The sequence below is a fragment of the Kitasatospora sp. NPDC090091 genome, assembly GCF_044747365.1.
Taxonomy (GTDB): domain Bacteria; phylum Actinomycetota; class Actinomycetes; order Streptomycetales; family Streptomycetaceae; genus Kitasatospora.
Map to the genome: position 1 here is coordinate 43,301 of NZ_JBIVDY010000025.1, position 16,798 is coordinate 60,098.

General features: G+C 73.7%; 7 protein-coding genes and 1 pseudogene. 7 read left to right on the top strand and 1 reads right to left on the bottom strand.

The genetic code is table 11. The annotated features are described in order from the left end of the window. The first annotated feature begins 323 nt into the window (after nucleotides 1-323). From ACIPSC_RS32535 to ACIPSC_RS32545, 3 genes are all read left to right on the top strand, one after another. Nucleotides 324-9,245, top strand: coding sequence for an RHS repeat-associated core domain-containing protein (locus ACIPSC_RS32535; protein WP_400831317.1), 8,922 nt, complete (start codon nucleotides 324-326; stop codon nucleotides 9,243-9,245). Next, nucleotides 9,245-9,607 carry a hypothetical protein gene (locus ACIPSC_RS32540; protein WP_400831319.1) on the top strand — a complete coding sequence of 121 codons (363 nt, stop codon included), beginning with the start codon at nucleotides 9,245-9,247 and terminating at the stop codon, nucleotides 9,605-9,607. The genes ACIPSC_RS32535 and ACIPSC_RS32540 overlap by 1 nt, the downstream gene beginning before the upstream one ends. Nucleotides 9,608-9,858: 251 nt before the next feature. Further along, a complete protein-coding gene (locus ACIPSC_RS32545) occupies nucleotides 9,859-11,022 on the top strand; it encodes a Dyp-type peroxidase (protein WP_400831321.1) in 1,164 nt (387 codons plus the stop codon). An 83-nt stretch (nucleotides 11,023-11,105) separates the two neighbouring features. Here ACIPSC_RS32545 and ACIPSC_RS32550 read toward each other — a convergent pair whose 3' ends face one another. Continuing rightward, nucleotides 11,106-11,753: a TetR/AcrR family transcriptional regulator gene (locus tag ACIPSC_RS32550; RefSeq protein ID WP_400831324.1), complete on the bottom strand. Its 648-nt coding sequence runs from the start codon at nucleotides 11,751-11,753 to the stop codon at nucleotides 11,106-11,108. A gap of 130 nt (nucleotides 11,754-11,883) precedes the next feature. Here ACIPSC_RS32550 and ACIPSC_RS32555 point away from each other — a divergent pair, with 130 nt between their 5' ends. The 4 genes and pseudogenes from ACIPSC_RS32555 to ACIPSC_RS32570 all read left to right on the top strand — a co-directional run bounded on the left by ACIPSC_RS32555 (nucleotide 11,884) and on the right by ACIPSC_RS32570 (nucleotide 16,728). Beyond that, complete coding sequence (locus tag ACIPSC_RS32555) at nucleotides 11,884-14,157, top strand: MMPL family transporter (protein WP_400831326.1); 2,274 nt, start codon at nucleotides 11,884-11,886, stop codon at nucleotides 14,155-14,157. Between the two features lie 192 nt (nucleotides 14,158-14,349). Further along, nucleotides 14,350-15,198 (top strand): hypothetical protein, encoded by an 849-nt coding sequence (locus ACIPSC_RS32560; protein ID WP_400831331.1) that lies wholly within the window; start codon nucleotides 14,350-14,352, stop codon nucleotides 15,196-15,198. A gap of 339 nt (nucleotides 15,199-15,537) precedes the next feature. After that, nucleotides 15,538-16,338 (top strand): annotated as a pseudogene (locus ACIPSC_RS32565) (Tat pathway signal sequence domain protein); the annotation flags it as partial. Then, entirely contained in the window at nucleotides 16,318-16,728 is a 411-nt protein-coding gene (locus tag ACIPSC_RS32570; protein ID WP_400831483.1) for a carbohydrate-binding protein, read from the top strand. The pseudogene ACIPSC_RS32565 and the gene ACIPSC_RS32570, both read left to right, overlap by 21 nt. Nucleotides 16,729-16,798: the final 70 nt, after the last annotated feature.

Genomic DNA, 16,798 nt, shown 5'->3' on the forward strand with positions numbered 1-16,798 from the left:
GCCCCCCGAACTGCGGGGCGGGCGAGGAACCCGAAGCCGACCCCCGGTGCCCGCGGGGTTGCCGAGCCCGGTCGCCGCCTGTGGCACTGCGGCGGTCCGGGCCGTCCGGGTGGCGGCGGGCACTGCGCGATACGCCGGGTGACAGCGAGGCCTCCATCACACCATCACATTGGTGCAGATCGGACTCCGGCCACTGGTTCGGTGCGATCAGGATGGGTCGGCGGTAAGGCGTTTGACAGTGCATCACCAGTGAAGGGATTGTGTTCGTGATCATGCGCGGCGTCGATGCGCCGCCCGCGAACAAATCGGGGGTTCTCCCAGCCATGTCTTCGTACGGTCAGGGCACGCCACAGCTGCCCGCCTCGTCCACAGCGGAGCCCGGTGGCTCCACACCACCGGGTGGTGCCACGTCAAGGGGGACCGGAGGCCGGCTGGCCCGGGTCGCCGGTACCGTCGCGATCGCCCTGTCGGTCGTCCTGACCACGGTGAACGCGCAGGCGCCCGCTCGGGCCGCCGCTCCGCAGGCCGATCGGGCCGACTCCGCCCCGGACGCCGCGGCCGCGAGCCAGGCGGCCCGCCGCCAGCACGGCCGGGTCGAGGTCGGCGACGCCCGCACCGCGACCGCGCAGACCTTCGCCAACCCGGACGGCACGTTCACCACCGAGATCTCCCCCCAGCCCCGCTGGGCCAGGAAGGGCGACGGCTGGACGGCCGTCGACCCCACGCTGCGCCGCACCGCCGAGGGCAGCTACGTGCCGCAGGCCACCGCCCAGGCGGTGGAGCTGTCCGGCGGCGGCTCCGGCCCGCTGGCCGCGCTCACCGTCGAGGGCGGCCAGCGGCTCGAACTCTTCTGGCCGGAGAAGCTCCCCGTGCCGGTCGCCGACGGGGCCGGCCTCACCTACCCCGACGTCCTGCCGAGCGGCGTCGACCTGCGGCTCACCGTCACCCCGGGCGGCGGTGTGCAGGAGGTCCTGGTCGTCAAGAACGCCAAGGCGGCCGCCGATCCCGGCCTCGCCGCCCTCAAGCTGGTCACCCGGACCAGCCCCGGCCTGACGCTCGGCCAGGAGGACGGTACCGGGCTCGCGGTGAAGGACGCCGCCGGCCGGGCGGTGTTCCAGGCCCCGCCCGCCCGGATGTGGGACTCCGCCGGAGCACCCGCCTCCGCCCCCACCGCGCCCACCACGCCGAAGGGCCGGAAGGCGGCGGCCGGGCAGCCCGCCGCAGAACAGCCCTCGGCGCAGGACGCCCGCCCGGACGCCCGCTCCGGCCCCGGCGGGCCCGGTACCGGCGCCCACGAGGCGGAGGTCGGCACCAGCGTGCAGGACGGCACCATCGGGATCACCCCCGATGCCGGCCTGCTCAAGGCGGCCGACACCGTCTACCCGGTCTACATCGACCCCGCGTGGGCCTCCAGTACCACCGAGGCCTTCACCGAGGTCAGGTCGGCGTACCCGACGTCCTCGTTCTACAACACCACGCCCACGGGCAACGGGCTCGGCGTCGGCTACCAGGGCTTCACCCTCCCGAACAGCGTGTACCGCACGTACCTCCAGCTCGCGGTTCCGACCGGCCTCGGGGGCAAGCGCGTGCTGAGCGCGCAACTGGCGGCGACCGAGACGCACACCGGCTCCTGCTCTCAGAACAGCATCGAGGCCTGGCTCGCCGGTCCGATCGGTCCGGCGACCACCTGGAACAACCAGCCGGCCCTGCAGCGACTCGTCACCACCGGTACGTTCCGGGGGAATTGCGGCGTGGGCGGTGTCACGCCCCCGCCCCCCGCCCCGTTCGACGTCACCTCGGCGGCCGCCGAGGCCGCCGCATCCAACTGGCGCAGCCTCACCTTCGCGCTGCGCAACAGCACCGAGTCCGACCCGGGCCGGTTCGCCCGGTTCGCCACCAACCCGGTGCTGTCGGTCACCTACGAGGACGTCGTCCAGGCTCCGGAGACGCCGCTGGTCTCCTCCGCCGAGTACCCGGCGGACGGACAGCCGTACGGCGGCATCGGGCGGGCCGGCACCTTCACCCTCAAGCCCGGCGGGTCGAAGCAGGTCGTCAAGTACGGCTACCAGCTGGACACCGACGCGAAGGCCACCGAGGTTGCGGCCGGTGCCGACGGCTCCGCCGCGGTCACGCTCACCCCGACCTCGGCCGGGCGCCGCACGCTGACCGTGCGGGCGATCGACGCCACCGGCACCGCCTCCACCCCGGCCGCGTACAGCTTCGTGGTGGACGCCTTCGCCTCCGGTGACCCGCACGACCTGTTCTACGACGCGGCCGGCCAGCTCGTCGGTGTCTCACAGCCGGGCGGCGAGACCGCCCGCTACGAGTACGACGCCGCCGGCAACACGCTCTCCACCAGGAAGTACGCGTCGTCCGAGCTGTCCGTCCTCGCCACCGTGCCCAACCAGGCCGCGGCCGGCGCCAAGGTCGAGATCAGCGGCACCGCCTTCGCGACCGACCCGGCCGCGAACAAGGTGACCTTCACCGGCACCGCCACCCCGGCCCAGGTCACCGCCGCGGACCGCAACCGCCTGACCGTCCTCGTCCCGGCCGGCGCCACCGACGGCCCGGTCACCGTGGCCGTCGGCAGCACCAGCGCGACCGGCACCGAGAGGTTCCGGATCGGCGCCGCCCGTCCGGCCCCCGCGCTGACCGGCTTCTCGCCCGCCCTCGGCGCCCCCGACACCACCGTCACCATCGACGGCAGCGGCTTCGACCCGGACCCGGCGCGCAACGCGGTGCTGTTCCACCGCACGCTCGCCAAGGTCGTCACCGCGACGCCCACCCGCCTCACCGTCGTCGTGCCCGGCGCCGTCTCCTCCGGCCGGATCACCGTCCGCACTCCGGGCGGCACCGCCACCAGCGGGAGCGACTTCGTCGTCCCGCCGACCGGCGTCGCGCCCGGCAGCCTGGTCGACGGCGGCGCGCTCGCCGTCGACGGCGCTTCGGTCACCTCGACCATCGCCTCCGGCAAGGCCCTCGTCCTGCGCTTCGACGGCAAGGCCGGCGACAAGCTCGGCCTCGGCCTGTCCGGCAACACCATCAGCACCCGCTCCGCCTTCCGCCTGTACGACCCGTTCGGCCGCTCCTTCGCCGCCGACCAGTACGACACGCCGTGGCCGCTCGACGCCCGGACCGGCCGCAACGTCCCGCTGCCGGCCCTGACCACCACCGGCGTCCACCAGCTCGTCATCGACCCCGACGGCACCGGCAGCGGTTCCCTCACCACCACGCTGACCAGGAACGTCACCGGCGCCACCAACGCCACCGACCAGGGCTTCGCGTTCAACCTGGCCAAGCCGGGGCAGTTCCTGGAGCTCTCCTTCGAGGGCAAGAAGGAGAGCTGGTACGGGCTGGCCTTCACGGATGTGACGGCCTCCGCCCAGTACAAGTACGTCTCGGCCACCCTGTACGAGCCCGGCGGCGCCAAGTTCACCACCTGGCGCAGCTTCAGCCTGGACAGCTACCTGCGGCTCAAGACCTTCGCACCCGGCACCTACCGCCTGGTGATCGGTTTCACCGATGCCAGCGTGGGCGGTGCCAAGGCCTGGCTCTCCGAGGAAACCGACGGCGGCGCCATCAGCCCCGGCGGCCAGGAGAAGACGGTCACCCTCGCCCGCCCCGGCCAGCAGGTCCGGCTGAGCTTCGACGGCACCGACGGCCAGCGGCTCGGCCTCGGCTACACCAACCTGAACCTCAAGATCGGCACCCGGCTCTACCTGCCGGGCGTCTCGCTGATCCGGCCCGACCGGACCCAGAGCAGCCTGTACAGCTACGGCGAGGGCGCCGATCTGCCGAAGATCACCGCCAACGGCAGGTACGACCTGATCGTCGGCGGCGGCTCCGCGACCGGCACCGTCACCGTCTGGCTCAACGACGACGTCTCCGCCGGCACCGTCGCGGTCGGTGAGGACAAGCCGGTCAGCATCACCCGTGCGTCGCAGAACGCCCGGATGACCTTCCAGGGCACCGCCGGCCAGAAGCTCAGCCTCGGTCACCTGGCCAAGGGCTACACCGGCACCGTCGCCTTCACCGTCACCGGCCCGGACGGCAAGGAGGTGGCCTCCCGCAACTCCGGCGGCCTGGACCTCCCGCCGCTCACGGCCACCGGTACCTACGAGATCCTGGCGAGCCCGAACAGCTCCGCGCTCGGCGACTACACCGTCCAGCTCTCGCAGACCGTGAACGCCGGCACGCTCGCCGTCGACGGCGACGCCAAGAACGTCACCGTCGCCCGCGCCGCGCAGAACGCCTCGGTGCGTTTCGACGGCACCGCCGGCCAGCGGCTCAGCCTCGCCCTCACGGGTGCCACGACCGGCTTCCGCGGCCACACGCTGAAGATCTCCAAGCCGGACGGCGGCTCGCTGGGGTCGACCGAATTCCTCAACGCCAACGACAGCATCACCCTGCCCGACCTGCCGGCGACCGGCAGCTACGAGATCGTCGACGACCCGGACTCCGGCACCACCGGCACGGTCACCTGGACCCTCTCCACCGCCGTGGACGCGGGCGGCGTCACCGCCGGCGGCCCCGGTGCCGCGCTCGCCCTCAACCGGCCCGGCCAGGACGGGACGTTCACCTTCACCGGCGCCGTCGGTGACAACCTGCAGCTCAACTTCACCGGCACCACCTTCCTCGGCAACGGATTCCGGCTCACCGTCCTGAAGCCGGACGGCTCCGTCCTGGCCGGGCCGACCACCCGGTTCGACGAGAGCGCGTACAAGTTCGCGAGTGCGCTGACGGTGGCCGGTACCTACCGGGTGGTCGTCGACCCGCGGTCCGCGGCCACCGGCTCCACCACTGTCGCGGTCGGCCGCGTCGGGGCCGCAGCGGCGGCGAAGGCCAAGGCGGCCACGGAGGCCCCGTCCGCGGAGGCTCCGACGGCGGACTCCCCCGCGGCGGCAAGCGCCGTTGCGGTGACCGGCGAGGCGGCGACCACGCCGACGCCCGAACAGTGCGGCACGGCCGCGCAGCTCCCGGCCGGCACCGGCCGCGCCGTCCCGGTCGCGGCCAAGAGCACCAGGAAGACCCCGCAGACCGGTGAGCCGGCGGCCGGTTGGGCGGCCTGCGGCTTCCCGCGGCAGGCCCCGGGCGGCGAGTCCAAGCCCGCCGACACGGTCTGGAAGCCCGACGCCGACAACCTGGCCGGCAAGGGCTGGTACACCCGCTACGGCGCGGCCCCCCGGCCCGAGTACCCGGCGGACGCCCCGAAGGGCACCACCGCGGTCTCCGGCCAGATCCGCACCGTGGCCGGCAGCCCGCTCGCGGGCGCCACCGTCAGCATCGGCAAGGCCACCGCCCGCACGGACGCCGAGGGCCGCTTCCTGGTCACCGGCACCGACGCCGGCCACCGCGTGCTGCGCGTGGACGGCCGCACCGCCGGCAGCGCCGACCGCACCTACGGCGTCTTCGACATCGGCGTCGACGTCCCCGCCGGGAAGACCCTGCGGGTGGCGGACACCGTCTTCCTGCCGCAGACCGACACCTCCACCACCGTCCGCATCGCCTCCCCGACCACCGAGAAGACCGTCCTCAAGACCCCCGCCATCCCGGGTCTGGAGGTCCACATCCCGGCCGGGGCCGTGGTCCGCGACGGCGACGGCAAGCTCGCCACCGAGCTGTCCATCACGCCCATCCCGATCGACCGCACGCCCTTCCCGCTGCCGCCCACCCAGGTGCCGATCTACTTCACCGTCCAGCCCGGCAGCGGCTACCTCTTCCCCGACGGCGCCCAGATCGTCTACCCGAACTACACCCGCGAGGCCCCCGGCACGCGGATGATCTTCTGGAACTACGATCCGGACGGTCAGGGCTGGCACATCTACGGCAAGGGCACCGTCACCCCCGACGGCAACCAGGTCGTGCCCGACCCGGACGTCAAGGTCTACCGCTTCACCGGCGCCATGACCGCCGTCCCCGGCCACAACCCGCCGCCGGTCGCCCCGCGGCCCGGCCCGCGCGTCGGCGACCCCGTCGACCCCGCCACCGGCCTGCTCGTCGACGAGAACACCGACCTCGCCCTCGACGACGTCATGCCGCTCACCCTGCGCCGCACCTACCAGCAGGGCGACCAGGACTCCCGCGCCTTCGGCGTCGGCATGAACTTCAACTTCGGCCACTTCCCGTGGTCGACCGGCAACATCGGCTACTACCGCTACCTGGAGGTCGACCTCGTCCAGCCGGACGGCAGCAAGGTCCACTTCCGCCGCATCACCCCCGGCGAGAAGACCTACGAGGACGCGCTCTTCCTCGCCGACCCGACGCCCACCGAGTTCTCCGGCGCCACCATGGGCTGGAACGGCAACGGCTGGGACGTCAAGCTCCGCAACGGCACCACCTACGTGCTCGGTGACGAGGCGCCGCTGCAGGCGATCCGCGACAAGTTCGGCAACACCACCACGATCACCCGTGCCCCCGCGCCGGCGGACTCCGACGGCAAGGTGCGCCTGCGCGGTCCGGTCACCCAGGTGACCTCGCCGAACGGCAAGTGGATCAAGTTCTCGTACGACAACGCCACCCCGCCGCGGATCACCAAGGCCGAGGACAACCTCGGACGCACCGTCGGCTACACCTACACCGCCGACGGCCACCTGGAGACCGTCACCAACCCGGCCGGCGGCGTCACCAGGTACACCTACGAGTCCGGCCGGATGAAGACCATCACCGACCCGCGCGGGACGGTCTTCCTCACCAACACCTACGACGGCCTCGGCCGCGTCGCCACCCAGACCGCCGCCGACGGCGGCGTCACCAGGTTCGACTACACCGCCGGGACCGACGGCAGGATCGCCGAGACCCGGATGACCGACGCGCGCGGCGACGTCCAGCGCTTCACCTTCAACGCCCAGGGCCTGACCACCAGCCACACCAAGGCCCTCGGCACCCCGGTCGAACAGACCACCCGAACCGAGTACGACCCGACGGGCGGTCGCCCGACCGCCACCGTCGACGCACTCGGCCGGCGCGTCGAGCTGGAGTACGACGCCAACGGCCAGATCGCCAAGACCACCGGGCTGGCCGGCACCCCGGACGCCCGCATCGAGACGGTCGAGCGGAACGGCCCGTTCGGCGAGGTCACGGCGGTCACCGACGCGTACGGCAAGACCACCCGCACCGCGTACGACGCCCGCGGCGCGGTCCTCAGCTCCACGGACGCGCTCGGCAGGAAGACCACCTACACCACCGACGACGCCGGCCAGGTCACCAGCCAGACCGACCCGACCGGCCGGACCACCACCTACACCTACGAGTTCGGCGACCCGGTCGCCGTCACCGACCCGCTCGGCCAGGCTCAGCGGAGCCGGTTCGACACCGCCGGCCGCCTGTACGAGAGCGCCGACCCGCTCGGCAACGTCCGCACCACCGGATTCGACGTGCTCGACCGGATCCGGACCGCGAGCGACGGGCTCGGCCGGACCACCGGCTACGAGTACGACCCGAACGGCAACCGGACCAAGGTCGTCGACCCCCGCGGCGGTGCCACCGTCTACGGCTACGACGCCATGGACCACGCCACGACCGTGACCGACGCACTCGGCCGGATCGCCAAGCAGGACTACGACCGCAACGGCAACGCGGTCAGCACCACGGCCCGCAGCGGCAAGGTCACCACCGTCGAGTACGACCAGCTCGACCGCCCGGTCAAGACCCGCTTCGGCGTCTCCGGCACGACCGACCAGGGCAGCACCACCATCGGGTACGACGCGGGCAACCGCGCGCTGCGCATCGAGGACACCGCCAACGGGCTCGTCACGACCAAGTACGACCTCCTCGACCGCGTCACCGAGGAGACCACCGGCCAGGGCACCGTCGGCTACGCCTACGGCTCCACCAGCCGCACCCGCCAGGTCCTGGTGGGCGGCCGGCCGCTGCTCGAACACGTCGCGGACGACAACGGCGAGCTGGTCTCGGTCAGGAAGGACGGCGCGGAGGCGGTCGCCGTCGGCCACGACGACGCCGGCCGGATCACCCGGACCGGCGCACCGGGTGACGGCGTTCACCAGGACTACGCCCACGACCCGGCGGGCCGGATCAGCTCCGTCACCTACCGCAAGGGCTCCACCGACCTCGGCAACCTCACCTACACCTACAACGCGGCCGGCCTGCCGATCCGCATCGGCGGCAGCTTCGCCCGCACGGCGATCCCCGGCACCACCGAGACGTCGGTATACGACGCGGCGAACCAGCTGAAGAGCATCGGGGCCAAGTCCGTCGGCTACGACGCCGACGGCAACCTCACCAACGACGGCACCAGGAGCTACACCTGGAACGTCCGTGGCCAGCTCACCGCCGTCAACGGCCCCGGCACCGCAGCCACCTTCGGCTACGACGCCCAGGGCCGCCGCGCCACCCGGACCACGGGCGGCGTCACCACCGGCTTCCTCAACGACGGCGACAACCCGCTCCAGGAGAAGACCGGCACCACCGTCACCACGACGGTGGACGCGGGCACCGACCGCGTCCAGCTGCGCGAGAGCGGTGGCACCACCACCCGCTACCTGACCGACCCGCTCGGCAGCACGGTCGCCCTCGCCGACGAGGCCGGCACCATCACCGCCCGGTACCTCTACGACCCCTTCGGCACCACCGCCACCAGCGGCGACGACAAGGGCAACAGCCGGCGCTACGCCGGCCGCGAGGACGACGGCACCGGCCTCTACTACAACCGGGCCCGCTACTACAGCCCCGGCCTGCACCGGTTCATCAGCGAGGACCCGATCGGCTTCAAGGGCGGGACCAACCTCCACGCCTACGCGGCCAACCGGCCCACCGCGCTCACCGACCCGAGCGGCAACAAGCCCGCCACGCCCGGCAGCTTCGTCAAGATCTCCGACAAGGCCGCCGAGCACGTCTGGGACGGCGTCATCACCGACAAGGGAGCCTTCGCCGGGTGGCACCTCCACCCCAACCAGAGCGGCGGGATCCCGGAGGGCCGCTACATCAGCGGCAGGCTGGTCACCCAGTCCGACGGATCCGTGAAGGTCGTCGACGGGGCCGTCGGGGCCCTCGTGGACGGCGGGAAGATCGAGAAGATCGCCAGCGCCGGGCACACCTTCTTCCCGGAGAACTGGACCAAGGAGGATATCCTTGCCGCCGGCCGGCACCTGTTCGCCACCGGCCAGTACAAGCGCGGCGGGACGCTGGTGCACGGCGAGTACAACGGTGTGCGGATGACCGGCTTCCTGGAGAAGCAGCCGGACGGCACCTACACCCCGTCGACCTTCTTCCCGAGGGGGCCCAAGTGATGAGCAGAACCCAGTGGGCGTTCAGCCTCGACGAGGACGACATGGTCCTGGTCGAGGCGCCCCCGGGCATTGACGAGAACCTCCGGCTGGCGGTCGAGACGCTGATCCTGGGCTTCGGCACCGGCAGCGACGACCCGAGGTCCTACCTCCGCGAGTGGCGCCGCTGCCGGGCGGAGGCCGGTGGCGCCGCGTACAAGCTCGGCACCAGCAGCGCCGGCGTCACCCGGCTCGGACCGGAGCTCGTCGAGATCGTCGACCTCTACGGCCAGTTCGAGGACTGCACGATCGACGCAACGCTGTTCGAGGCGATCCTGGAAGACCTCGCGGCCTACCTCGACGAGAGCGGCCCGGAGCAGGCCTGAGACCGTCGGGCCCCGACCGCACACCGTCGGGGCCCGACCGCCCAACGCCCGGGACCGGGCCCCGCCGCAGCGTCGGGGCCGCACCACCCAGGGGCATCCCCGTCGGCCGGCAGGCGGACCGCACCACCCGGTGAGAGAGCCGGGTGAGGCGTCCGCCTGCCGGCCGCCGTATTTCCACCCGGCAGAACGCCCCCGCGACGCCCCCCAGTACGCGCCGCGACGTCAACGAACAATCAGGAACGAGGAACAACGTGCAGATCCGTCGGCGCCCCTTGCTGGCAGGACTGGTCGGAGCGGTCGCCGCCACGTCCTGCGGGCCCGAGTCCGAGGTGAGCAGTGCGCCGCCCGGCGGCTCCGGATCGCCCGCGGTGGCACCGCCGCCGTCGCCCGCCGCCCCGGCCACGCACCAGGCCGGCGTCACCACCGTGCCGCCCGCCGCCGCGGAGGTGGCCGCCTACCGGATCACCGCCGCCGGGCGGGACGGGCTCGCCGACGTCCTGCGCCGGCTCGGCGCCGAAGCCGCGAAGGCCGGCGACGGCGAGACCCTCACCGTCTCCGTCGGCGCCTCGCTCTTCGACCGGCGCTACGGACTCGCCGCACTGCGCCCGCGCCGCCTCACCGAGATGCCCGCCTTCCCCAGCGACGTCCTCGACCCCGCCTGGTGCCACGGCGACCTCACCGTCCAGACCTGCGCCGCCACCCCCGAACGGGCCGCCGAACTCGCCGCCCACGCCGCCCGGGTGCCCGGGCTGGAACGGATCTGGCGGATGCCCGGCTTCCGGCCCGGCAACGAGACCGGCCGCGGCGGCCGCGCCTTCACCACCAACCTGTTCGGCTTCCGCGAGGGCGCCGGCAACCTGGAGGCCGAGGACACCGCCCTGATGGACCGCCAGGTCTGGGTCCGCCCCGGCACCGACGAACCCGCCTGGACGGCCGGCGGCACCTACCAGGTCGTCCGCCTCATCCGCTTCGCCATGCCGCTCTGGGACGCCGACCCGGTCCCGAAGCAGGAGGCCGTCATCGGCCGCCGCAAGGACAACGCCGCACCCCTGGGCGCCGCCCGCGAGACCGACACCCCCGACTACGCGCACGACCCCGAGGGCCGGACCATCTCCCTCGACTCCCACATCCGCCGCGCCAACCCCCGCACGCCGGAGAGCGACGCGAGCCGCATCCTGCGCCGCAGCTACTCCTACCGCCTGGACCGCGACGCCACCGGCAACGAGAACGCCGGCCTGCTCTTCGTCTGCTACCAGCACGACGTCGAGCAGGGCTTCGCCACCGTCCAGCGCCGCCTCCACGGCGAGGCCCTGGAGAAGTACGTCCTCCCGTTCGGCGGCGGCTACTACTTCACCCTCCCCGGCGGCGGTGCGGCAGGGGACCTCGGCGCCGCCCTGCTGGCCGCCGCGGGCTGAGCGGGGGACAGAGCGGCGGCGGGCCGGGCGGGTCGGATCAGGCCCGGCCGGTCCGCGGGACGGAGCCGGATCGCGCCGCCGTCTCAGTCCACAGGGTCGGTCCGCGGAACGTCGCCGGCCGGGCGGTCCGCGGCGGCGAGGAGGGCGTGGACGGTCGCGGCCATGGTGTGGCGGGCCTGCTCCGGGCTCAGCCCGGAGCTGCGCCAGTGGTGCCAGGCGCTCCACGTGGTGACCGCGTCGAGGCCGTTCAGCAGGTCGGTCCGGGCGGGCTCGGGGAGCGGGTCGAGCTCCAGGGCGAAGATCTGGGTGAGCCGCAGCCGCGCGAAGTCCAGCATCTGCTGGATGCCCTCCTGGACGCGGGCGGAGGGGTTCTCCAGCCGCATGACGGCGAGCCGGGCCGGGGTGATGCCCTCCAGGATCCGGGCGCGCTGCTCCGCGACGGCCGCCACCCGGACGTCCCGCGGCCCGTCGGTGGGGAGCGGCCGGACCTGCGCCATCACCTGTTCCAGCCGCCGGCCGACGGCGACCTCGGCCAGCTGCGCCATGTCCGCGAAGTGGTGGAACACCAACCGCCTTGATACGCCTGCGCGTTCGGCGACCTTGTCGGCGGGGAACTGGGCCTGGTTCTCGTCGAGCAGCGAGAGCATCGCATCGGCGATCTTCTCGCGGGTCTGACGCCCGCGTTCCGTGCGCCCGTCGGGGACGGGCGTGGCGGCTTCGGTCCGTTTCACGGGGCCCTCCGGCGTCTCGTTGACATTCTTGCACCGCGAGTGCAAGTGTACGCGTTGCACGGCGAGTGCAATGAGTTCGGCCGGGCACCTCCGCGGTCCCGCCGCCGCGAAGAAGGACGGTCCACCGCAGATGTTCACCGGCACGGGGCGCTGGTGCGCCCGCAGACCCAAGCGCGTGGTCGCGGCCTGGCTGCTCCTGCTCGCCACCGCGCTCACCGCCCTCGGCGTGTTCGGGCGCGTCACCAGCGAGGCCGTCTCCATACCCGGCAGCGACAGCCAGGCGGCCCAGGACGTCACCGACCGTGCGTTCCCCGGCTCGGCGTCCGGCCGGCAGCCCGTGCTGCTGCACACCGACGCCTCCGCGGCGCCGCTCACCGCTCCCGAGGCCGCCACGGCGGTCCGGGCGGCGGCGACGGCCGTGGCCGCGGTGCCGCACGTGGTGAGCGTCACCACGCCGTACGACCCGGCCGGCGCCGCGGCGATGAGCGCCGACGGCCACACCGCCTACCTCTCGGTCGAACTCGACCTCACCGGGCGGGAGGTGACGCCCGGTACGACCGAGGCCGTGCTGGCCGCGGCCGCGCCGGCCACCGCCGCCGGCATCGAGGTGACGCCCGGCGGCTTCCTCGCCGCCGCGGTCGACAAGGGGACCACCGGCCGCAGCGAGGCCATCGGTCTCGGGACGGCCCTGGTCATCCTCACCCTCACCCTCGGCAGTCTCGTCGCCGCCGGGCTGCCGCTGCTCGCCGGGATCGTCGGCCTCGGCATCGCCCTGCCGGTCATCGGCCTGGCCGGCCACCTGATGGACGTCCCCGAGGCCGGCGAGACCATCGCCGCCATGATCGGCCTCGGCGTCGGGATCGACTACACCCTGTTCGGACTCAGCCGCTTCCGCGAGCTGCGCGCCGCGGGGGTCGGGATCGAGGACGCGGCCGTGCGCACCACAGCCGGTTCGGGCAAGTCCGTCGCCTTCGCCGGCAGCGCCGTCGTCGCCGCCCTCGCCGGGCTCGCGCTCGGCGGGCTCCCGCTGCTCTACGCCCTGGCCCTCGCACCCGCGATCGCCGTGGTGACGGCGGTGGGCGTGAACCTCACGCTCCTGCCGGCGGTGCTCGTCCTGCTGGGGAAGCGTCTGACCCCCGCGCGGTCCGCCCCCGCCCCGGACGCCCGCCCGCGCGGCTGGGGCCGGATCGCCGAGCTGGTCGCCGCCAGGCCCTGGCCCCTGCTGCTGGCCGGTCTCGCCCTGCTCGGTGCCCTGGCCGCCCCGGCCGTCCACCTCCACCTCGGCCAGCTGGACGCCGGCAGCAAGGCCTCCGGCACCATGAGCCGCACCGCGTACGACCGGATGGCGGCGGCGTTCGGCCCCGGGGCCAACGGCGCGCTCCAGGTCGTCGACGTCCTGCCCACCCCGGCCCAGGCCGGTGGGGCGGCGGCCACGGCCCCGGCCGGTGGGACGGCAGCCACGGCCCCGGCCGGAGGGACGGCAGCCGTCGATCCGCGCCTGGCCGCCGTGACCGCCGCGCTGCGCGGTGCCGAGGGCGTCGCCGCCGTCGGCCCGCCCGCCGTGGCCGCCGACGGCCGCACCGCCCGCTGGCAGGTCACCCCGGCCACCGCCCCCTCCGATCCCGCCACCACCGCGCTGGTCCACCGCCTGCGCTCCGACGTCCTGCCCTCGGCCACCGCCGGCAGCGGCCAGGTGCTGCACATCGGCGGGGCCACCGCCGCCCAGGCCGACCTCAACACGCGGATCGCGCACCGGATGCCGCTCGTCGTCGGGTTCGTCCTGACGGTCGCGGGCCTGCTCCTGCTGCTCGCCTTCCGCTCGCCGATCGTCGCCGTGAAGGCGGCCGTGATGAACCTGGTGTCGGTCGCCGCCGCGTACGGTGTGCTCAGCGCCGTCTTCCAGCACGGCTGGGGCGCCGAACTGATCGGCCTGGAGGGCGCCGTGGCGATCCCCGGCTACGTTCCGCTGCTGATGTTCGCGGTGCTCTTCGGACTCTCGATGGACTACGAGGTGTTCCTGCTCAGCGCTGTGCGCGAGGGCTACCTGCGGGAGGGCGACAGCCGTCGCGCGGTGGTCACGGGCCTCGCCGGCACCGGACGGATCATCAGTTCGGCGGCCCTGATCATGGTCGCGGTCTTCCTCAGCTACCTGCTCTCCGACGATCCGGTGGTCAAGATGTTCGGCGTCGGCCTGGCCACCGCCGTCGCGCTCGACGCGACCGTGGTCCGCGGCCTGCTGGTGCCGTCCACCATGGTCCTGCTCGGCGACCGGAACTGGTGGCTGCCCGGCTGGCTCGACCGGCTGCTGCCGCACCTCGACATCGAGGGCGACGGACACACCGCAGACCCCGCCGTCTCCGAGGACGGCGCCGCACCCCGGCCGGCGGCCGAGCCCGCCCGATAGGTCCTGTCGAACCCCGGCGGACGCCCCGAACGGGCTTTCCGTCGGCTTCGAGGCGCTGCGCCGGTCCCCCTGCTGCCCGTCAGCCTCCTCCCCCGGCCGCCTCCGCGCGTTCAAGGGCACGGCGCCTGAGCCCGCCGCTCCCTTCGTACCGATCCACCGGCTCTCCGACCCATCGCACCAGGAGCACATCCCTTGTCCAACAACCTTCGTCGCGCCCTGCCGGCGCTCACGGCCCTCGCCTTCACCGCCGGGGCCGCGGTCCTCGCCGCGCCCGCCGCGCACGCCGAACCCGCCTGCGGGCGACCGCCGGTCCAGTACTCCGTGGACGGCGGCGCCAACTGGACCAACAGCGCCACGATCCCCGCCCTCTCGGGCACCGTCCAGGTCCGGCTGGCCGGCCACCCCACCGCAGGCTGCGACTACCACGTCTCCCTGGGGTCGTACGAGACGCAGGGCGCGACCTGGGCCACCTCGGGCCGACAGACCTTCCTCGGCTGGGCCACCACGACGCTGACCCGCGAGCACTACCGCGACACGCTCGACGTCAGCGGCCACCTGCCCGGCTGCTTCGGCGAGTTGGCGCTCTACGGCGTCGGCGAGAAGTACGACGGGAGCGACAGCGACCACCCGCTGCCGCACTACCCGGACGAGCCGTTCTCCGGCCTGCTGATCGCCTCGTGGAACGGCGGCACGGCCTGCCCGCCCACGCCGACCACCGGCCCGACCAGCCCGGCACCGACGAACCCGGCCCCGACGACCGCTGCCGTCCCGGCCTCGGCCACTCCGACGGCCACGGCCACGCCCACGGCGGCGCGCACCACCTCGGCCGCGTCGGTTCCTTCCTCCGGAGCGCCGGCCTCGACGCAGCACCCGACCCCGACCCGGGCCACGGCCGCGACCACGGCCACCGCCGCTCCGGCACTCGCCGCGACCGGGGCCGACGACGGCCTGCTGGCCGCCACGGCGGTCGGCGCGACCGCGCTGGTCGCCGCCGGCTGCGCGGCCGTGTCCGCAGGCCGCCGCCGCGCCGCCCGCCGCTGACCCCCCTCAGGCCGCTTGGCGGTCAGTTGGGAAACTTTCCTAACCAAACCTCTTGACCGTGCTCCCTCATGTCGGAATTCTGTACGTCACCCGGCCCACTCCCGTCGAGGAAGGCACGGCGACGGCATGAACGAGTCCACCCGGAGAGCGACTTCGCAGCCCGCCACCACCGCGGGCCGACGCCGAACCGCCTCCGCCGCCTCGACCACCCCGACCCGACGGCCGGCTCGACCGGCTGCGCAGGCCCGCGGCGTCCGGCGCCGGCGGATCCACTCCGCCGGCGCCCGTCCCGCGCGGGCCCCTGCAGCCGACACCGCCCACCGACCGCAAGGAGCCCCCGTGAACAGGCCTTCCCGCCGGACCGTCCTCGGCGCCGCCCTCACCGCGGCCGCCACCGCCGCGCTGCCGCGCACCGGCGCCTCGGCAGCCACCACCCTGGCCGTCTCCAGCTGGCAGCAGCGCTGGGCGCCCTCGGCCGCCACCGACGGCCTCGCCGCCTTCGAGACGATCGAGGACGACCGCGCCGACTCCCACCCGGCCGGCCATCCGCACATCCGGGTCGAGAACGGCAACTACCGCTGGAACATGCACACGGTGGACCGGGACTCCGCCGCCGACCGGCAGCGCCACGAGGTCACCGGCATGCGCAGTCCGGCGGGCGGCGCCTTCCTGGAGTGGCGGTCCGGCCAGACCTGGCGCACCACCTACTCGATGTACATCCCCTCCTCGCTGAAGGCGACCACCACCTTCACCCACATCATGCAGATGAAGCAGCCCGGCAACGGCACCTCGCCGATCGTCGTGCAGTCCCTGCGCCGGGTGAACGGCGCGCAGACGATCGAGCTCCAACTCCCCATCAGCGGGGTACTGGTGGGCCGCACCAGCCTGGACCCGCTGCACGACCGCTGGGTGGACGTGGACTTCCAGATCAAGGTGGGGGACGGCAGTTCGGGCTCGGTGCGGTGGATCCTGCGCAGTGCGGGCAGCACCCTGATCGACGTGTCGAAGACCGGCGTCGACACCTTCCTCGCCGACCGGGTACGGCCGAAGTGGGGCGTCTACCGTTCGCTCGGCGACACTTCGGGCTCGCTCCAGAACTGCTACCTGCTCACCACCGCGATGCGCGGCTACCAGCTGGTCTCCGGCAGCTCCGGCGTCTACCAGGCCGAGGAGGCGCGGATCGTCCAGGGCACCATCGACACGAACCACACCGGCTTCAGCGGCAGCGGGTTCCTCAACCTGGCCAATTCCACCGGGAGTTACGCCGAGTGGACGGTGCCGGCGGGCGCCGCGTCCACGGCCGTCCTCGACCTGACCTACGCCAACGGCACCGGCACCGACCGGCCGATGGACGTCACCGTCAACGGGGCCCGGGTCGCCACCGGCCGCGTCTTCGCGCCCACCGCCGGCTGGGACACCTGGTCGACCGCGTCGCTGCCGATCTCGCTGAAGGCCGGGGCCAACACCGTCCGGGTCTCCTCGACCACCGCCGACGGCGGCCCCAACCTCGACCGGATCACCGTCCGCTGACCTCGGGGCCACGGCGCCGCCGGGGTCGGCGCCGTGGCCGTGGCCGTGTCGTCGGCCCTGCCCGCCGTCC